The sequence below is a fragment of the uncultured Desulfosarcina sp. genome, assembly GCF_963664155.2.
In the GTDB taxonomy this organism is placed as follows: domain Bacteria; phylum Desulfobacterota; class Desulfobacteria; order Desulfobacterales; family Desulfosarcinaceae; genus Desulfosarcina.
Genome location: NZ_CAXXXH010000001.1, coordinates 967,917 through 987,760, shown reverse-complemented (window position 1 = coordinate 987,760; position 19,844 = coordinate 967,917). Strand labels below are relative to the sequence as shown.

Sequence of the window (19,844 nt, the reverse complement as noted above, 5' to 3'; positions counted from 1 at the left end):
CGATGCCGTCGGCCAAGCGGAACCCTCGGGTGCTTATCGTTACCCCGGAAGTGACCTACCTGCCCCAGCGAATGGGCAATTTTTCCCGATACCTCACGGCCAAGGCCGGCGGCCTGGCCGATGTATCGGCCGCCCTGGTCAGTGCGCTTTTCAACCAGGGTGCTGACGTTCACGTGGCCCTGCCGGATTACCGGTCTATTTTCCATGATCGGCTGGCGCCCTTTCTCGAGCGGGAGCAGTGGGCCATTCGGAACGTCATGCCCGACGACCGGGTGCACCTGGCCGAGGATCGGGCCTTTTTCTACCTGAACCGGGTCTACTCGGCCTATGGCGGTGAAAATACCAAACTCTCCCTGGCTTTCCAGCGGGAGGTGATCAACAACATCGTTCCCCGGGTGCGTCCGGACCTGATCCACTGCAACGACTGGATGACCGGACTCATCCCGGCTATGGCCCGGCAGATGGGCATCCCCTGCCTGTTCACCATCCATAACATCCACACGGTGAAATCCACCCTGGCCCATATCGAGGATCGCGGTATCGATGCGGCCTACTTCTGGCAGCATCTTTTTTATGAGAAATTTTCGACCAGCTACGAAGATGCCTGGGAAACCAATGCAGTGGATTTTCTCGCCAGCGGGGTGTTTGCCGCCCACTTCGTCAACACCGTCAGCCCCCGGTTCCTCGAAGAGATCGTCGAGGGCCGCCACAGCTTCGTGGAATGGCCCCTGCGGGAGCAGCTGACCAACAAATTTTATGCCGGCTGTGGAACCGGAATCCTCAATGCACCGGATCCGGCCTTCAACCCGGAAACGGACAAGGAGATTCACCGCAACTACACCGCCGCTGATCATGCGGCCGGTAAACGGGAGAACAAGCGTTATCTGCAGAAGACGCTCGGGCTGATCCGGGACGATCGTGCCCCGCTGTTCTTCTGGCCGTCACGGCTAGACCCGATCCAAAAAGGATGCCAACTGCTGGCTGAAGCCTTTTACGGCATCATCTCCAATTACTGGGACCTGAACCTGCAGGTGGTTTTCGTGGCCAACGGTGACTACCAGCAGACCTTCCGGGGTATTGTCAGCCATCACGGGTTCCATAACCGTGTGGCGGTTTGTGATTTCAACGAGAGCATGGAGCATCTATCATACGCGGCCGCCGATTTCATTCTCATGCCGTCTCTGTTCGAGCCCTGCGGCCTGCCCCAGATGATCGCCCCCATCTACGGAGCCCTGCCGGTGGCCCACGACACCGGCGGCATCCACGACACCATTACCCACTTGGATATTGACCGGAGTATCGGCAACGGGTTTTTATTCGAAACCTTTGATGCCGGCGGGCTTTACTGGGCCGTGACCCAGGCTATGGAATTTTTCAAGTTGCCGGCAGCGAAAAAGCGCCCGCAGATTGAACGCATCATGCAGCAGAGTGCTGCATCCTTCAACCATGCCAACACGGCCCGGCAGTACATCGATCTGTATGAGAAGATGCTGGAAAGACCGTTGATAAACTAAAAAGCTAATCTCATGGTTCCCATCCACACGCTTGTCGATCGCATGATCGATGCCGATCCCTATCTGGAATCCCATCGCCCGGCCCTCATCCGTCGGCTTGCGCATTTTCAGAGCCTGCGCCAACGGATCACGGAAGGCCGAATGGACCTGCTGGCTCTGGCGTCAGGACACGAGTATTTCGGTCTTCACCGGACGGTGGCGGGGTGGACGTTCAGGGAATGGGCGCCCAACGCCACGGCGGTCTATCTGGTGGGTGATTTTTCCGACTGGAACGAAGACCCGGCATTTTCCCTGGCCCGGCTGACCGATGACGGCCAGTGGGAGCTTCGCCTGCCGGACAGTGCACTGCATCATGGTGATCTCTATCGCCTTCGCTTGCACTGGGACGGAGGTCGGGGAGACCGCATTCCGGCCTATGCCCGCCGGGTGGTACAGGATCCGGGCACCCTGATTTTCAACGCCCAGGTGTGGGCGCCGGATTCACCTTACCATTGGCGGCGTCCCGATTTTAAGCGAGCGGATCGGCCGCCGCTGATTTACGAAGTGCATGCCGGCATGGCCCAGGATGCGGAGAAGATCGGCACATGGCGCGAGTTTACGGAGAATATCCTTCCGCGGGTGGTGGCTGCCGGCTACAACACCATTCAATTGATGGCCGTCCAGGAGCATCCCTACTACGGTTCTTTCGGCTACCATGTTTCCAGCTTTTTCGCCCCGTCTTCCCGTTTCGGCCCGCCGGAAGATCTCATGGACCTGATTGATTCCGCTCACGAACAGGGAATTGCCGTGATCATGGACCTGGTTCATTCCCACGCGGTGTCCAACACCGTCGAGGGGCTGGGGCTGTTCGACGGCACGGAATACCAGTACTTCCACCAGGGCCGGCGGGGGTACCACCACGCCTGGGACAGCCGCTGCTTCGACTACGGCAAACCCCAGGTCATTCACTTTCTGCTGTCCAACTGCCGCTATTGGCTGGATGCCTTCCACGTGGACGGATTCCGCCTCGATGGCATCACCAGTATGCTTTACACCCACCATGGCCTGGAAAAGGCATTTTCCGGCTACGACGATTATTTCAATGATACGGTGGATGAAGATGCCCTGGCCTACCTGGCTCTGGCCAACGAGGTGATTCACCGCCTCCGGCCCGGTGCCATGACCGTGGCCGAAGATATCAGCGGCATGCCCGGACTGGCGTTGCCCCTTGCCGACGGGGGCGTCGGATTTGACTTCCGTTTTTCCATGGGCGTTCCCGATTACTGGATTCGCCTGGTCAAGGATACGCCCGACGAAGGCTGGCCCATGGGGAATCTGTGGTACGAACTCACCAATCGACGGCGGGAAGAGAAGACCATCAGCTATACCGAATCCCACGACCAGGCCCTGGTGGGAGACAAGACCCTGATGTTCCGCATGGCCGACGCCGCCATGTACGACCACATGTCCATCGACGATCCGGACCTAAAAGTGGACCGGGCCGTATCCCTGCACAAGGTGATCCGCCTGGTCACCCTGGCCACGGCGGGCAGCGGCTACCTGAATTTCATGGGCAACGAATTCGGCCATCCCGACTGGATCGACTTTCCCCGGCAGGGAAACAACTGGAGTCTTCAATACGCCCGGCGGCGGTGGCATCTGGCGGACGATCCCCGTCTCAAGTACCGTTTTCTTGCTCGATTCGACCGTCGGATGATCGCCCTGTTCGACCGGTTCGACCTGCTTTCGGACGGTGACCCCGGGCTGTTGTGGAGTCATGACGGCGACAAGGTCCTTGCTTTTTCACGGGGTGGATGGATTTTTGCCTTCAACTTTCACCCGTCTCAATCTTTTTTCGACTATGGCATCCCTGCGCCGGACGGGTCGTACCGAATGGAATTGGATTCGGATTGCAGCGATCTCGGCGGCCACGGCCGGCTGACGCCGGACCAGGTCCACCACACCCTGGAAGATAAAAGCAATCCATGGGGGTCCCGGCTGTCCCTTTACCTGCCGTCGCGCACGGGAATCGTTCTGAAACCCCTGGCCGCACCGAAAGGACCACCATGCGACGAGACTCTCGATCCCGTGTTGGAATGACGGTGGTTTTTACCACCGGTCCCTTATCATGAAGGTTGCCCTGTCCGGTGGCGGCCTGGATATCCTCGCCATGCAGAGGATGGCTGCGATGCCCATCCAAGACAAGGCGGCCATGGCCATTGCCGTGATACCCCGAACCGGCGTCAGATTCATTCGGGCGGGAGACACGCAGATTCCGGTGGCTGCCGCAAGATGATGCCCGATAAGGAATACGAAGCCAAGGTGGATGAGATTTCACCCTACCCCGATTTATTTTGGTGCCGCTGATAGTTATGGAACTGAAAACGGATTTTTCCCTCAAAGCCTTCAATACATTCAAGGTCGAGGCGGCCGCCGCCCGCTATGTTCGTTTTGATTCGGAGAACGAAATCGTCGATTTCCTCGGTCGGAATTTCCTTGACGGCCAGCGCCGTCTGGTTCTCGGGGGGGGAAGCAACCTGTTGTTCGTGGATGACTTTGACGGCACCGTGCTGCATCCGCTGCTTAAGGGAATCCATGTGATTAAAAAAGAGCGGCAACACGTGTGGATCCGGGCCATGGCCGGTGAGAACTGGGATGACCTGGTGGCTTTTGCCGTGGCCAGCGGCTGGGGTGGCATCGAAAATTTGTCTCTCATCCCGGGCAGCGTTGGCGCCAGTGCGGTTCAGAACATCGGCGCCTACGGGGTGGAGGTCAAGGATCTTATCGACCGTGTCGAAGCCATCTCCATCCACAACCCTGAGAAGGTCCGGTTCTTTCCCGACGACTGCCGCTTCGGATACCGGTCCAGCAACTTCAAAGGCCGATGGGCCGGACAGTTCATCATCACGGCGGTGGTTTTCAAACTCAGCCGGAAGCCTGACTTCGCCCTCGCTTATCCCGGCGTCAAATCGGCTGTTGAAAAGTTGGGGGCGATGACACTGGACAATGTCCGGCAGGCGATCGTTTCTATCCGGCAAAGTAAATTGCCGGACCCGGCCTTGATCGGCAATGCCGGCAGCTTCTTCAAAAATCCGGTGATCGACGGCCATGCCCTGTGCGGGATGCTGAAATTGAATCCCGATTTGCCCCACTTCCCCCAAGGCGATGACCGCTATAAAGTGGCGGCCGGCTGGTTGATCGAGCGCTGCGGCTGGAAGGGCAGAAGTATGGGCAGGGCAGCCGTCCATGATCGGCAGGCCCTGGTTCTGGTGAATTTGGGCGGGGCCACGGGGCTTGAGATTTTGGAACTTTCCGAGCAGGTCAACGGGGCCGTTCAGGCCATGTTCGGTATCGAATTGGAGCGGGAGGTTCTGGTTGTTCGGTAGCCGGTTCCTTGCCTTTTAACCCGAGGAGAGGGTGAGCGGATGATCCCGATTGAAATCCTGGCAACCTTTTTTATGGCGTCCGTGCTGCTGGGGCTGGCGCCCGGACCGGACAACATCTTCGTGTTGACGCAGTCGGCCCTGCGGGGCAGAGGCGCCGGCCTCCTGGTAACCCTTGGCCTGTGCACGGGTCTTGTCGTTCACACGACTGCGGTGGCCTTCGGCGTGGCAGTGGTTTTTCAGGCATCCGCCCTGGCGTTTACTGCGCTCAAGCTGGGTGGTGCAGGATATCTGCTTTACCTGGGCTGGCAGGCCTTTCGCGTATCCGCTGCGCGGATATCGGCCGGCCGGAAAAATGAGCTGAGTTACACCACGCTTTACCGGCGGGGAATCATCATGAACGTCACCAATCCCAAGGTTTCCATCTTTTTTCTGGCCTTCCTGCCGCAATTCGCCGACCCGGGCCGCGGGTCGCTGACCCTGCAGATGCTGCTGTTGGGGGGCGTGTTCATCGTGTCTACCATTTTGGTGTTCGGCAGTATTGCCCTGCTGGCCGGGTCCATCGGCCAGTGGCTCAATCGTTCACCAAGAACCCAGGTTTTCATGAACCGGGCGGCCGGTGTTGTTTTCGTGGGTTTGGCCTTGAAGCTGGCCACCGTGAAACAATAATTCCGTTCAATTCACTTGCCCGGCAACCAGCCAGTGGTCGAGTTTGCTTTTCAGCTGATCCGGTTTCACCGGCTTGGAGAGATAATCGTCCATACCGGATTTCAGACAGCGTTCCCGGTCGCCTTTAAGGGCATTGGCGGTCATGGCGATAATGGGGACGCGGCGGTTGATGACATCGGCTGAGGAACGGATGACCCGGGTGGCTTCCAGGCCGCCCATTTCCGGCATCTGCTGATCCATCAGTACAAGATCGTAGCGAACCTGTTTCAAGGCCTCCACCGCTTCGCGCCCATTGGCCGCCACATCCGCCCGATAGCCCATTTTTTTCAGCAACAGCAGGGCGACTTTCTGGTTAACCAGGTTGTCTTCGACTACCAGCAGCCGTCGTTCTTTCTGGCGGGCTTCATTGATCGTGTGCCGGGTTACCAGGGGTTGGGGGGAATGCGATCCCGAGGCTGCCCGGGGTGAACGGGCCAGCACTTGCACCAGGCATTCGAACAGGTGCTGGCGTTTCACCGGCTTGGTGAGGTACCCGGCAAACCCGATCTCCTTCATGCGTTGGCTGTCCCCGCGAAGTCCGCGGGAGGTCAGCATGATCAGCGTGGTATGTTCGATCACTGGATCCTGCTTAATCATCTGGCCCAGGCGGTCGCCGGCCATGCCGGGCATCATGAAGTCCACCAGGGCGACATCGAAGGGGTCATCCGCGGCGGCATCACGTAATTTTTCAAGACCCGTTTCGCTGCTGGATACGGTATCGAACCTGCAGCCCCAGGTGTTCAGGTAGGCACCAAACAGCTCTCGATTGGTGGGGTTGTCGTCCACGACCAGGACGCGCTTGCCCTTGATCCTGTCCGGTGAGATGCGATGAACGCCTTCCGGGGCCGGCCGCTTTTCCAGCACCAGGGTAAACCAGAACCGTGCGCCCCGGCTATGGTGAGATTCTACCCCGATGCTTCCACCCATCAGTTCGGTCAGTTGTTTGGAAATGGCCAGGCCCAGTCCGGTGCCGCCGTGTTTCCGGGTCGTGGAGGCATCCACCTGGGAGAAGGATTGAAACAGCCGGTCCATTCGATCGGCGGGGATTCCGGGACCGTTGTCCTGGACATCGATCAGGAGTTCCACCGTGTCTCCCTCGGTTTTTTCCAGGTTGACTCGGACTGCGACCGCTCCCTGCTCGGTAAATTTGATTCCGTTGCCGGTCAGATTGATGAGCACCTGCCTGATCCGTCCGGGATCTCCACAGACCCATGAGGGTACATCGGGGTGGATGAAGCTGGTCAATTCAACACCCTTGTTCAGGGCTTGGATGGACATGATCTCTATTAAATCTTCCATCATGTCCCGAAAGTTGAAATCCAGGATCTCCAGGTCCAGCTTGCCGGCTTCGATTTTGGAAAAATCGAGAATATCGTTGATGATGGAGAGCAGGGCGTTGGCGCTGACTTTGGCGGTGTGGGCCAAGTCGTGCTGCTCGTCGGTCATATCCGTATCCATCAACAGGTCCAGCATGCCGATCACCCCGTTCATGGGCGTGCGGATCTCGTGGCTCATGTTGGCCAGAAACCGGCTTTTGGAGACGCTGGCCGATTCGGCATCCTGTTTGGCCTGGTAGAGCGCCTCCAGTGCTTGTTTGTGCTCGGTGATGTCCTCTTTCACACCGACGAAATGGACAATGGATGTTTTTTCGTCAACCACCGGCGAGATGTGTGCCCGCTCCCAGTAGAGTCTGCCGTCCTTGCGCCGGTTGACAATCTCTCCCGACCAGGGTTTTCCCTCTTTCAGCGTCTGCCACATCTGCTGGTAAAACAATTCGGACTGCTGTCCGGATTTCAGGATACGAGGATTGCGTCCCACGGCCTCCTCGGCCGAATAGCCGCTGATTTGTTCAAAATAGGGATTCACATATTCGATGGTGCCGTCCGGCGTGGTGATGACCACCGATACCGGGCTCTGCTCAATGGCACGGGACAGGGTAACCATCTGCCGGCGTTGATGTTCCAATGCCGCCAGGGTGCAGCTGCGTTTTTCCACCATTTCGTTGGCGTACCCGGCCAACTCCTTGAATTCGGATATCCCGAGCATTCCCGCGTCGATTTTCTGGTCATGGTGGGCGGCCTGCTGGAAGAAGGTCACGAAGGCATCCACATCCGCTGAAAATTTTCGGCGGGCCCAGACCACAAAAAACCAGGTTCCTCCCAGGCAGACGAGCCACATGGCGCAGTTGATCAAAAATTCGGTGATCAAACGCTTTTTCAACAGCTGCCGGCTTTCTGCAATCTGGGCATAGATTGGATTGAGATAGCACCCCGTAGCGATGGTCCAGCCCCAGCCCGGGATGACCACGCTATAGGTGATTTTCGGTTCGACCTGGCCGGTTTCCGTATTGAGCCAGTCAAACCGGAAATATCCACCCTCATTGCTCGATTCAGCGGCTTCCACGATTTTTTTGCCCACGCAGACGCCCTGGTTATTGAAAATCTCCAACACGTTTTTGCCGATCAGTCCGGCCTGGATGCCATGGCTCAGGATATGTCCATTGGCGCTGATGGTAATAATGTAATCGGTGAGACGGTATCTGAAATTTTGAAGTATCTGCAGAATTTCGTTCTGCAATCCACTTTCCATGTCGGCCTGGTCAACCATGTAGCCGATGATCCATTCAAAGGGCCGGAACGACCTGAAGTAGCCTAAATATGCGGTTGTTTTTCCGGATTCCTCCCTGGTGGCCGAAAAGGTTCGGTAAACATCGTCGAATCGGAGAACCGTGGGAATGATGGTGTCGATCAACCGATCGCCATCCTCGTCCCGGAACTGCCGGATGTCTTCCCTGATCGGCAACCGTTCCGTCAGGGGATAGACCAGGTTGCCGGCTTGATCCAGAACGACGAGTTGCCCGTTCCTGTCGCAGTCGTCAAAGGCCTGGATATTGTGCCAAAGCATCCGCCGTAGATCCTCGTCACCCATTTGGGGCCGCCATTCAGCGTCCATGCGGGACAGGATCGAATGGATGTCCGTCACATGGCTTTTAACCTTCGCCTGCCCGATGGTGTCCAACACGGTGCGTTTGGTTTTCACCAGGGTCAGTACGTTCTGGAGCCGTTCCTTGAGTTCAACTTCTTTCTGTGCCAGAAACTCGGCTTCTATCCGGCGGGATTCGTCGAAAAAGACGCCGGTTTTCCGGATTGCTACAAAAGCGCCGGGAACCAGGATGCAGGAGATGAGGACAAGAAGGGCGATGACTTTGGGCAGATCTCTCAAGGATCGGAGGTTTAGCATAAATCCACCATTATTTCTGAAACCGTACGGCTGCCGGATCGATGGGAGCCGCTGTATGGCATAACTTATCGGCAATCAAGTCGATAAGTTTAGGGGAATCTGGAGGCAGGGGTGCGCAGTGTCATCCTGTTTGGTGTGCCTAAGAATTATATGGTGAGTTTTTGCGATCTCATCAGGAAGGCCAGAAGGAGACCGACCATGAACCCGGCTGCCAGGTTGGATGCGAGGGTGACGCCCAGGATGCTTACCACCACGAACATCTCCTTGCGCTCTTTGACATCCAGGACCGTCAGGGCCAGCTGGCTGCCGGCAAAGAGGAGCAGCACCCCGAGGATGGCCATGGGGATCAGGTTGAAGATGGCCAGGATGCGGTTGCCTAACGCCAGTGTGAGCAGGATAAAGATGGCGCCGATCATCAGGTTGGAGCCGGGGGATCGGGCGCCGAAGCGGTAGTGGGCGGCCAGTCCGCCGGCACCGTGGCAGATGGGCATGCCCCCGAGCAGGGCGCTGATAAAATTGCCCAGGGCCATGCTGACACACAATGCCTTACCCGTAACCCGCCGGGCGGCGTCGCCGAAGTAGGTGATGGACAGGTCCATGTCGGCGATCACTGCGTTTCCGATGGTCATGGGCATCTGGGGCACCACCAGGGCCAGCAGGGCAAAGGTGAAATCCGAACCTTCGGGAAAACCCAGGGGCAGGATCCGTGGCAGATACAGCCCCGGTCGAATATCCCCCAGCCCCTCACGGGTGCCCAATACCAGGCCGATGAGAATGCCTACACCCACAATCATGAGGCCGGCCGGCGTCTTCTTGTTTTCCAGCAGCAGGAGGGTGAGGAATGCGCCGATAACCCCGATGACCAGTCCAACGGGGATGGAGCCCAACTGCTGGACGGCCAGGTAGGGTTCCGCCATCTGGTGAAGGGCCTGAAGTTTGGTTTTTCCGATCATGAACTTGACCCCTTCGGCCATGAGCAGGGTTCCGGTGGACAACTGCACCCCCCTGACGGTGGCCTTGGGGGTGTACTTACCGATGAAGGTGATGGCGCCGGTGGCGCCGATGATCAGCAGGCAGGCTCCCATGAGAATACCCGATGCCATGATCTGGGGGGGTGTCATCGCGGTGGCGATGGCATAGGCGCCGATTACCTTCATGGGCTGAACCGGCGTCGTGATGCCAAAGTAGATGCCGGTAAAAATGTAGAACAGGCCCACGGAAAAGAAGAGGCCCGACGGGTCCAGGCCGTTGACCATGATCATGCCGATGGCCAGAGGCAGGACCGTTCCCAGGTCTCCCAGGGAGCCGGCAAATTCCATCCGATTAAAAGTATAGGGGAGCGGCATGCTCTTTTTTTCTCCTGCGTGAAGGGAACGCGGTATTCTCTTTATTTTTCCGGTACCGTCTGTCCGACCCTTTTTTCTCAGGCCTTGAATCGCTGGTCCGACTTGAGGGACGTTGACATGTTCTGACATTGCTCCAGCCACCCGGCACGCACATCGCTGCGGATATCGAAGGCGGGGACATAAGGCTTGATGTCCAGCAACGGGGTCCGGTCCACCATATCCACATCCAGCACGTGAAGCGTGCAGCCGTCAATCCGATCCAGCCTTACGATGGACAGGCCGATGGAATTGGGCCGACGGGGGGCGCGGGTGGAGAAAAGGCCCCGCTCAATGGTGTCCAGGAAGGGTTTCACCTTCAGGTTATAACCGCTGGACAGGTGAAAATGGTAAAGCAGGATGAGATGGGAAAAGCCGTCGAGATCACACAGCCCGTTTTCGTACTGCGGATCCAGAATCAATTGCCCCTGCACATTCCGGGCGCCGGAGGGCTGGATGGGCATGCCTTCGATGTCCTGAAACGGGGTTCGGATGAAGCCGATGGAAGAAAAATGAACATGCATATCATCCCTCCGGAATATGAGGTTGGGGCAGTGGCCCTTTCCCCTGATTCAGGTTTTCGGATATTGTGCAGATGCCGAACAGCACGGTTCCCACTGCCATGAAGGCGGCACCAAGGAGAAAAGCCTGTCGCAGCGCAAACAGGTCCATCATGGCCCCGGCCAAAACGGAACCCATCAGCATGCCCAGACTGTGGGCCGCGGTGAGCAGTGCCATGGCCGATCCCATGGCTCCGATCCGGCCGCCCTGCATCACCGCCGCGGCCGTCAGGGCCGGCATGGCGATGCCGCCGCCGATACCGAATCCCACGGAGCACCAGAACAGGTCCTGGAAGCCGTGCGCCCTGGAAAATGTATAGACGGCAAGGGTTACGGCGACTCCGCCCAGAATGATCATGAATTTCCGATTGATGCGGTCCGCCAGCCATCCCATGGGAATTTGAATGATTCCGCTGACCAAAACCCCCAGCATCACCAGGATGCCGGTTCCTGAGGCGGACACGGAAAATTCAGTGTCCGCAAAAACCGGCAAAAACCCCCAGATAATGCCGATGCAGGCCGTATAGGACAGCCGGTAAACGCAGAGGCCGGTGATCACCCGGTCGGCCAGAATGGTTTTCCAGCTTGCCGGGGGGCGTTTTTGTTTGACCACGGATTCTTCGGCCGTGGGCGGCAGGTAGATAAGGCTGAGGAGAAAACCCATGAGGGACAGGGCGCCCATACATAAAAACGCACCCTTAAGGCTGAACCGGTCCTTGATTACACCACCGATAAGCGGGCCGGCGCTCAAGCCGATGAACATGGACATATTGAACAGTCCCATGATCCACCCTTCCCGGCCCAGGGGGGTGATATCTCCCACATACGCCTGAACCACGGGCATGATCATGGCCGATGCGATGCCCTGGATGAACCGGATTCCGATCAGGGTGGTCACATTCGTCGACAGGACGAAGGCCATGGAAATGACGGCATATCCGAAAAGTCCGGCGACAATGAAGGGCTTTCTGCCGCGTTTGTCCGATCGGCGGCCGAAAAAAGGCAGAAAGAAGGTCCGAGACAGGGAAAACGCACCGAAGATCAGGCCGATGTAAATGCCGCTGGCGCCCAGGTCGTGGGCATAGACCGGCAACAGGGGCACCACGATGCCCACCCCGGTCACCGCCGCAAAAATGGAGAAGAACAGGGTTCCGAAGATTTTCCGGTCGGTGGCGTTCACGGTTGGTGGGCGCGTCCTTTAAAAACGTTGTCATTGCCTGGAAAAAATGAAATAATTACCCTTACCACTGTGGTTATCATCCCTGTATTGTTTTGAAATCCTATGATCCATTCACTCTTTCCGAAAACATGAGGATAACGGCATGGACAATTATCAGACCCTGATTGAAAAAGCAAAAAAAGGATTCGGGACCATCGACCTTCCCGAAAACTTTAAAACCGATGCCCTGGCCCGGTTGAAGGCCTGGCTGACCGATGACATGTTTGCCGCCTATGTCCCCCAGATCGACCATCTCATCGCGTCCGGGCAATGGGAATTCCTGCTGGATTCTTTCTACCAGGTGATTCCCTTCGGCACCGGCGGCCGGCGGGGGCTGGTGGGTATCGGTCCCAACCGCATCAACCCGTGGACCATCCAGGCTTCGGCCCAGGGTCACAGCCAATACCTGATCAAGGCCCACGGCGAGCCGGCCAGACAGCGGGGAGTGGTGTTGGCCTACGATGTGCGCCAATTCACCGATACCGGGATATACGATCCCGAGCGGCCCAATCCCGTGAAAGACCTGAACTGCCGGCAGCTGGCCGAAGCGGCGGCCCGGGTATATGCAGCCAACGGCATCCGGGTTTATCTTTTCGACAGCACCCGCAGCACCCCGGAACTCTCCTTTGCCATCCGGAACCTGAAAGCCGTCTCCGGGTGCATGTTCAGCGCCAGCCACAACCCACCCACGGATAACGGCAAGAAGGTTTACGATCAGTATGGCGGCCAGCTCATCCCACCCCATGACCAGGATCTGGTGGACGAGGTGACCGGCAATGTCTCTGCCCTTCGAACCATGGACCTGGGCGCCGCCGACGAAAAGGGGCTGCTGGTGCGTATCGGCAGGGAAGTGGACGAGGCCTACCAAGCGGCGGTGGCTGAACTTCAGCTCAGCGACGCCCGGGGAGTGAAAATTCTTTACAGCCCACTGCACGGCACCGGCCTGACCTCCGTATTTCCGGTGCTCAAATCCATGGGTTTCGACATCCATCTGGACCCGGCAACCGCCAACCTGAGCGGTGCCTTTGAGAACGTCACCTTCAACATCCCCAATCCCGAAGTGATCCAGTCCTTCGACACGGCGCTGCCCAACGCTGACGCCATCGGCGCGGATGTCATCCTGAGCACCGATCCGGACGCCGACCGCATCGGCATCATGGTGCGGCACCAGGGCAACTGGAAGTTTCTCAACGGCAACGAGATCGGCATCGTTCTGTCCGAGTATGCCATCGACCAGTACCGAAAAAAGGGATGGCTGACCCCAAATAACGTGATCATAAAAACCGAGGTGACCTCGTCCCTCATCGACACCATCGCCGCGGAAAACGGCATCCAGTGCATCGGCGACCTGCTGGTGGGATTCAAATACATCGGCGAATGCATGAACCGGCTGGAGAGGGAGGGCCGGCAGGGGGATTTTATCCTGGGCACCGAAGAGAGCCACGGTTTTCTCATGGGCAACTACGCCCGGGACAAGGATGCCGCCGGGGCTGCCGTTTGGCTGGCGGAGCTCAGCTCGCAACTCAAGACCGACGGACGCACCCTGGTGGAATACCTGGACGCCATCTACGCCAAGTACGGCTACTGCCACAACTATCTCACCGAAATCCGGCTGCTGGGCGCCAAGGGCATCGGCCGGATCAAAACGATCATGGACCATTTACGGAAGAATGAGATCCCGGCGGTGGGGGATTTCAAGGTGGCCGAAACGATCGACCGTTGGCAAGGCGAACCCCAGCCCCACCTGTCGAGAACCGACACCTCATCTCGCAACGTGCTGATCCTGAAACTGGAGAATCTGCCCGAGACCCGGAGTATTCGCATCACGGTCCGGCCGTCGGGCACCGAGCCCAAATTCAAGATCTACATCGAAGTCCTCGGCCGGCCATTCGATTTGCCCGCCATGGAATCGGCAAAGGCCCAGATCGTAAGCATTCAGGAACGGCTGGAGCGGGCCTTCATGGCTTATTGCTACGGCATATTGGGGGTGGATTTTCCCGAACGGGGATTCCTGTTGTTCTGGCAGCTGCCCCTGGACGACAAGCTGAAATATTTCGAGATCGAAGAGCGGATTGCCGGGTTGAAGCGCACCGTGGATGTCGGTGAGCGAAAACAGCAGCTGGACAACCTGCTCAACTTTCTCGGTGCAAATCCGGTGCAGAAAGTGGACCGGGCATTCGGCGCCCGTTATGGGAGCGGGATCATGGCATACCTGGATCTTAAGTAATATTCATCCGGACAACCGAGTGGATTGATGGTTAAAAAAACTTGCACTTTTTCAATTCTTAAATTAAATCCGCCCAGTTTTTCGGTTTTACGGCCGTTCTGGCGGCTTTTTTGACCCACTGCCATGTGTGAACAAAAGGGGGGCCCGATGGATGAAAAGAGAGGCTGCTTCTGCTTTTAAGGTGGTTTGTCCCATAGACTCAACTACCCGTAGGAAAATCTGGCCTGAACACCACGACCCTTCTCCATTTGTCACACCCGCTGACCACTTTGTTGAAAGAGACGGGGTCCAATTTGCCGGCACTCATCTGATTATCGATCTTTGGGGCGCCAGAAGACTCGACGATCTGCAGCTTATGGAGCGTGCATTGCGCGAGTGCGTGATAAAATGCGGCGCCACCCTGCTGCACATTCACCTGCATCATTTTACGCCCAATGGGGGCATTTCCGGTGTGACGGTATTGGCCGAATCCCACATCAGCGTTCACACATGGCCGGAACGTGGTTTTGCCGCATTTGATATTTTTATGTGCGGCAATGCCAAACCCGATGCGGCCATTTCTGTTTTAAAGCGCGCCTTTTCTCCAAAAAAAATGAATATCACCGAGAAGTTAAGGGGATTGCAGGGCAATGATGCGTGTGACGGAAAGCGATCGGATTCCCCGTCCCAGGGGCGGCGTGTCGGGGGCATGCGGAAGCTCTGATACCTGCGCGAAGATATTGCGGATCAGCCGGTCGTCGCGATAGATACCGAAGGTGATTCGTTTCATCTGCTGCGGCGTGAGATGGCTGAATGCCGATTTGGTAATCCAGATGGCCCCCCCATGGGCGATGGCGGAGAGATGAAAGGCCTGGTCCGCCGCCCCGCCGGGGAGCATGAAGGCCATGCTGGCGGTCAAATCTTCAGGCTGGAGATGATCCCTTCCGCTGCTGATGCCGATGTTCAGCCGAATGTCGGCAAACCATTCACCATCCGCTTTCAGCGAGGCTTCGATCTCGCGCATCTTTTCTCTGAGTTCAACGGCACAGCAGATGGCATCATAAGCGGGATCCGTGTCCGTGTGCCGGGGGATGATGTATTGGACTTCGGTGCCGCTGCGTTTGGCGCGGTGTCCGCCGTAGCCGGCCAGGACGCGATCGCTTTCATCCCAGATGCGGGTCATGATCTGAAAATAGGTTTCCGGCAACAGGGTGTCGACGATGCTGCGGGAATCATCGAGCCGGGCCGAGATCACACTGAAAGGTGTTTTTCCGGAGGCGGCTTCGGCATCCGTCGGTGAGGCGGGATGAGGCCCACCAGGCATGTCGATGGGATGAGTTTCCTGCCAGCGGTCCTGATCCAAAATAAAGAGTGTTCCCTCTGACAGGGCCATCCCGTAAATTCGCATTTCCTGAATGCGGCCGTCGTCATCCTCGAGATGAATCGGGCAACTGTCGATTGGACCCGTTTTCGCCACGCCAGGCATCGATTCTTCCGAGTGGTCTTTATCTTCCAGATTAAGAGAGATCGTCGGTGCCAGCCTGTTGAAGGTGTCCGGTGATGTGGTCTGCTGTAAAAATCGATAGATAAAGGAAAACAGCGGCTGCCAGTTGAAAACCAGTTCTTTCAAGGAGGCACGCAGCATGATGTCAAAAACAGTTCCGGATGGATCGTCGGTAAATTCATTCCTGATGGCTCTGGACAACCGATCGCCCGGATCCACTTTAATCCACCCGATGCGGAGATTATTATTGACCAAAAGGGCGGAGGCCGCGATGGTGTCGGCGGACAGATGAAAGCGCTGCGATGTGGTTTTTTCCGGTTTTTTTTCAGTTGAAGGCGCGGTGTGCTGCGGTTCCGGCAAGGGGGGGTCCTGGGGCAACGGGGTGCCTTCTGCAGCTTCCCGCAATTCAGTGGCAATGGTATCCACGGAATGCCCTTCGTCCCTGAGCAGTTTCAGCATGGCTACGTGCCCAAGTACGGACCTTGAAAAATAACTTTTTTTTCGGGCGCCGTCACGGCCGACGGGAGAAACCCGCATCATTGATTTGGGCAGTACCTTCAGTTGAATGAATCGGATCAGATCTCTTTTGGAGATACCGGTTTGCTCAATGACCTCTTCTCCGGACAGCCATGCTGCACCGTCGGGGTTGAGCGTCTCTTTGTCGGAATACAATGGTTTGACGTTCTGGGCCATGTTCATGCCTGTCCGGGCTGACACCTTATTCACAATTTCATTCCAATGCCAAGAGGAAGCACCCGCCTTCCAATATACAAAATATATGCCGATTTTGCCAAATTGACGGTTTTCCGACAACCCGGGACCCTTTTTATTGTCGCAAAAGAGCATGGATCCTGCTGGCAGATGTCTACCGAGTCCCTTTGGACGGCAATATCCTTTCCTGTCGTCAATGGGTCAGAGGAAATGGTGCGCCTGAGGATTTTTTCAGCATGGTGTCCTGGGATTAAATCCAAAACACCTTGGAAACTTAAGGAAAAGGGAAACTATTTCATTTTTTTCCTATCCATTTCCCCTGATTATGAAATAGATTGCCTATTTTGAGGGCGGATGCGCTGCGGTGTCATTTACATGCCGGGGGTGGGCTCTTGCGATAGAGAGGCAGCAGCGGGATTTTTATTTTTTCGATCGTCTGGCGTTTTTCGAATTCGATCAGATAGTCCAGACTGGCGGGGTCGGATATCGGGATCAGAAGCAGGGGATATTGGAATCGGAGTCGTCGTTTGAAAAATCGTTTCCGCTGGATCTCGTCCCGTTGAACGATGCCCATGATGCTGAATTCGCCGGCCGCTGTCGCCATGATGCGCAACAGGCGATGATCCAGGCGGATAGCCCTGATGAATCGGTCCATGACATTGAATGAAAATTTGAAAACCAGCCGGCTGAGCCGCTCCCGGAATCCGCTGAGAAAGAACCGTTCCATGCGCAGGTTATTGAAGAGGACCACCAGGGACAAGGTGATGGTCACATCTCCGTCGGCATGGATCTGCCGGTTGAAGGGAAGGTAATGCAGTGACTGGGTCGCCTCGGGAGCGCCGGCGATGATCACTGCCTCATGAAAAAGCACCGTATCGGGCGGAATGATTCGTTCGATGTCCCGGATCAACCGCCCGGCGAGGTTGGATACCTTGAGCCGGTCAAGGGTCTTGATGTAGGATTTTGGTTTTTTCATGGGCAATTGGCGGTCAATTCCTCAAGGGGAGCCAATCAGACTCCCCCGGTTGGAATAGTCAAAGGACGTCTCCGGGTTGTCTTTGATCTTCAGGCAAGGCGCCGCCATGCCGGGGGTATAGGCCAGGCTGATACCGGTCCGGCTGAAAAACGGTTGGGTGGGAACCACCTCGGTTTTTCCCGGCCGCGGCTCGCGGTGGCAGCGCAGTGCCTCTTCATCGGCGGATATGACAGCCTCCTTGGGTCGGTCGGAACCTATCCCGGATCAGGCTTGCGGGTTCAGCGGATCGTATTGGGCTTCAAATCGGCTGATATCCGCCTCGTACTGAAGGGTCAGGTCAATGTCGTCCAAGCCTTTAATCAGTTGCGCTTTTGCCCGGCCGTCAATTTCGAAACCAACGGTCCGGGGTGACGGTGCGTGAAAGACAACGCGCTGGGCGGACAGGTCCACGGTTGCCGTCAATCCGGCATGGTCGGCCACCAGCCTGAAGACTTCATCCACCTCCACCTCCGACAACTCGATGGCGAGCATGCCGTTTTTGGTGGTGTTGTTTTTAAAGATGTCGGCAAAACCGGGCAGGCGCTTTCCATCTATCTCCTTCCAGGGCGCGATGACCACCCGGTAGCCATCCTGAACCAGGGCCCAGACGGCATGCTCCCGGCTGGACCCACAGCCGAAGTTGTTGCGAGTCACCAAAATGGAGCGCCCGTTAAAACGGGGCTGATTCAGCTCGAAATCCTTATCGAGCCCGCCGTCGGGAAGATAGCGCCAGTCAAAAAAGGCGTTGGGGCCATAGCCGGTACGTTGGATCGATTTGAGAAACTGCTTGGGGATGATGGCGTCGGTGTCCACATTGGCCCGGTCCAGGGTGGCGACAATGCCGGTATGTTCGGTAAAGGGGTCCATGGTATTTCCTTTGTATGAAAGATGGCGGATTCGTAAAAAACCCGATACCTGCGTTAGGCTTCATTTCTCGTCACTTCGACGCACCCTAAGTACACTACCTACGATTCAACCCATCGTCGAATGTCGACGAATTTTCCGGCCACCGCCGCCGCCGCCGCCATTTCCGGGCTGACCAGGTGCGTGCGCCCGCCTTTTCCCTGGCGTCCCTCAAAATTGCGGTTGGAGGTGGAGGCGCAGCGCTGCTGCGGGCGCAGCTGGTCCGGGTTCATCCCCAGGCACATGCTGCACCCGGCATAGCGCCACTGGCCGCCGGCGGCTTTGAAGATACGGTCCAGCCCTTCGGCTTCGGCCTGCAGACGAACCTGATGGGACCCGGGAACCACCAGCAGTTCCACGTGGTCAGCCTTCCTGCGGCCCTCCAGGATGGCGGCGGCCTGCCGCAGGTCTTCGATCCGGGCATTGGTGCAGCTGCCGATAAAAACTACATCCAAGGGCACATCGGTGAGCTTCATCCCGGGCGAGAGTCCCATGTAGTCCAGGGCCTTTCTTACATCCGAGGGACTGTATCCGCCGGCGTTATCCGGGGAGGGTATCGGCTGGTCTACATCCAGTACCATTCCGGGGTTGGTTCCCCAGGTGACCTGGGGCGCAATGCGGCCCGCGTCGATGGTCAAGGTCTGATCGAACGGCGCATCAGGGTCACTGGGCAGACTGCGCCAGTACGCCAATGCTTTGTCTAAAGCCTTGCCGGTCGGTGCAAAGGCACGTTCCCGGCCGGTAATGTAGTCGAAGGTGGTGTCATCCGGGGCGATCATACCGGCCCGTGCGCCGGCTTCGATGCTCATGTTGCAGATGGTCATGCGTCCTTCCATGGAGAGGCCGCGGACGGCCTCACCGCCATATTCCAGGACATGCCCGGAACCGCCGGCAGTCCCCATGGTGCCGATCATCTTGAGCACCATATCCTTGGCAAAGATATGGGAGCCGGGACGGCCGGTGAATTCCACCTGATACGTGCGGGGTTTTTTCTGGACCAGGGTCTGGGTGACCAGAACGTGTTCCACCTCGGAGGTGCCGATGCCGAAGGCCAGGGCGCCGAAGGCGCCGTGGGTGGAGGTGTGGGAATCGCCGCACACGATGGTCAGGCCCGGCAGGGTGATCCCCAACTCCGGACCGATGACATGCACGATGCCCTGCCGGTCGTCACCCAGCCCGAACAGGTTAACCCCGAAGGCATCGCAGTTCTGCTGCAGCGCCTCCACCTGGGTTCTGGAGATGGGGTCCTTGATGTCCAGGCGGTCTTCGGTGGTGGGCACGTTGTGGTCCATGGTGGAAAAGGTCAGCTCCGGCCGCCTGATCTTTCTTCCGGCCAGCCGCAACCCGTCAAAGGCCTGCGGGCTGGTCACCTCGTGCACCAGGTGGCGGTCAATGTACAGCAGGCAGCCACCGTCTGGTAGATCCCGCACCACGTGGGGCGCCCAAATTTTTTCGAACAATGTCTTTCCCATGGATTGAGCTTTCATTTTTAGTTCTGGCTTTTCAGGGGTCGCGTCATT

General features: G+C 57.4%; 16 protein-coding genes. 7 read left to right on the top strand and 9 right to left on the bottom strand.

The features are described from left to right. The first annotated feature begins 2 nt into the window (after positions 1-2). From ACHZBS_RS04310 to ACHZBS_RS04290, 5 genes are all read left to right on the top strand, one after another. Positions 3-1,514 (top strand): glycogen/starch synthase, encoded by a 1,512-nt coding sequence (locus tag ACHZBS_RS04310; RefSeq protein WP_319405298.1) that lies wholly within the window; start codon positions 3-5, stop codon positions 1,512-1,514. A gap of 12 nt (positions 1,515-1,526) precedes the next feature. Continuing rightward, positions 1,527-3,593, top strand: a complete 2,067-nt coding sequence (locus tag ACHZBS_RS04305; protein ID WP_319405297.1) for an alpha amylase C-terminal domain-containing protein — start codon at positions 1,527-1,529, stop codon at positions 3,591-3,593. Positions 3,594-3,621: 28 nt separating this feature from the next. Further along, positions 3,622-3,789, top strand: a complete 168-nt coding sequence (locus ACHZBS_RS04300) for a hypothetical protein (RefSeq protein WP_319405296.1) — start codon at positions 3,622-3,624, stop codon at positions 3,787-3,789. 76 nt (positions 3,790-3,865) lie between these two features. Further along, positions 3,866-4,879: a UDP-N-acetylmuramate dehydrogenase gene (gene murB / locus ACHZBS_RS04295; protein ID WP_319405295.1), complete on the top strand. Its 1,014-nt coding sequence runs from the start codon at positions 3,866-3,868 to the stop codon at positions 4,877-4,879. 39 nt (positions 4,880-4,918) lie between these two features. Beyond that, positions 4,919-5,545, top strand: a complete 627-nt coding sequence (locus ACHZBS_RS04290) for a LysE family translocator (protein WP_319405294.1) — start codon at positions 4,919-4,921, stop codon at positions 5,543-5,545. Between the two features lie 6 nt (positions 5,546-5,551). Here the strand turns inward: ACHZBS_RS04290 and ACHZBS_RS04285 are convergent, their stop codons facing one another. The 4 genes from ACHZBS_RS04285 to ACHZBS_RS04270 form a co-directional block, all read right to left on the bottom strand. Next, positions 5,552-8,824, bottom strand: a complete 3,273-nt coding sequence (locus ACHZBS_RS04285; protein WP_319405293.1) for a response regulator — start codon at positions 8,822-8,824, stop codon at positions 5,552-5,554. A gap of 146 nt (positions 8,825-8,970) precedes the next feature. Beyond that, on the bottom strand, positions 8,971-10,170 hold the full coding sequence (locus tag ACHZBS_RS04280) for a putative sulfate/molybdate transporter (protein ID WP_319405292.1): 1,200 nt from the start codon (positions 10,168-10,170) through the stop codon (positions 8,971-8,973). A 77-nt stretch (positions 10,171-10,247) separates the two neighbouring features. Continuing rightward, positions 10,248-10,730 carry a tRNA (N6-threonylcarbamoyladenosine(37)-N6)-methyltransferase TrmO gene (gene tsaA, locus ACHZBS_RS04275; RefSeq protein WP_319405291.1) on the bottom strand — a complete coding sequence of 161 codons (483 nt, stop codon included), beginning with the start codon at positions 10,728-10,730 and terminating at the stop codon, positions 10,248-10,250. A 1-nt stretch (position 10,731) separates the two neighbouring features. Next, positions 10,732-11,946: an MFS transporter gene (locus tag ACHZBS_RS04270; protein WP_319405290.1), complete on the bottom strand. Its 1,215-nt coding sequence runs from the start codon at positions 11,944-11,946 to the stop codon at positions 10,732-10,734. 142 nt (positions 11,947-12,088) lie between these two features. On the opposite strand from ACHZBS_RS04270, the gene ACHZBS_RS04265 reads away from it, so the two are divergent. Both ACHZBS_RS04265 and speD read left to right on the top strand, forming a co-directional pair. Next, positions 12,089-14,212, top strand: a complete 2,124-nt coding sequence (locus ACHZBS_RS04265) for a phospho-sugar mutase (protein ID WP_319405289.1) — start codon at positions 12,089-12,091, stop codon at positions 14,210-14,212. Positions 14,213-14,363: 151 nt separating this feature from the next. Further along, positions 14,364-14,915 carry an adenosylmethionine decarboxylase gene (speD, locus tag ACHZBS_RS04260; protein WP_319405288.1) on the top strand — a complete coding sequence of 184 codons (552 nt, stop codon included), beginning with the start codon at positions 14,364-14,366 and terminating at the stop codon, positions 14,913-14,915. Here speD and ACHZBS_RS04255 read toward each other — a convergent pair. The 5 genes from ACHZBS_RS04255 to leuC all read right to left on the bottom strand — a co-directional run bounded on the left by ACHZBS_RS04255 (position 14,823) and on the right by leuC (position 19,796). Beyond that, positions 14,823-16,421, bottom strand: a complete 1,599-nt coding sequence (locus ACHZBS_RS04255; protein ID WP_319405287.1) for a hypothetical protein — start codon at positions 16,419-16,421, stop codon at positions 14,823-14,825. The genes speD and ACHZBS_RS04255 overlap by 93 nt on opposite strands. Before the next feature lie 352 nt (positions 16,422-16,773). After that, entirely contained in the window at positions 16,774-17,382 is a 609-nt protein-coding gene (locus ACHZBS_RS04250) for a hypothetical protein (RefSeq protein ID WP_319405286.1), read from the bottom strand. Positions 17,383-17,403: 21 nt separating this feature from the next. Further along, positions 17,404-17,550: a hypothetical protein gene (locus ACHZBS_RS04245; protein WP_319405285.1), complete on the bottom strand. Its 147-nt coding sequence runs from the start codon at positions 17,548-17,550 to the stop codon at positions 17,404-17,406. 96 nt (positions 17,551-17,646) lie between these two features. Beyond that, the gene (gene leuD / locus ACHZBS_RS04240; RefSeq protein ID WP_319405284.1) at positions 17,647-18,288 is read right to left on the bottom strand and encodes a 3-isopropylmalate dehydratase small subunit; all 642 of its coding nucleotides are present in this window, start codon (positions 18,286-18,288) and stop codon (positions 17,647-17,649) included. Positions 18,289-18,386: 98 nt separating this feature from the next. Further along, entirely contained in the window at positions 18,387-19,796 is a 1,410-nt protein-coding gene (leuC, locus tag ACHZBS_RS04235) for a 3-isopropylmalate dehydratase large subunit (protein ID WP_319405283.1), read from the bottom strand. Positions 19,797-19,844 lie beyond the last annotated feature (48 nt).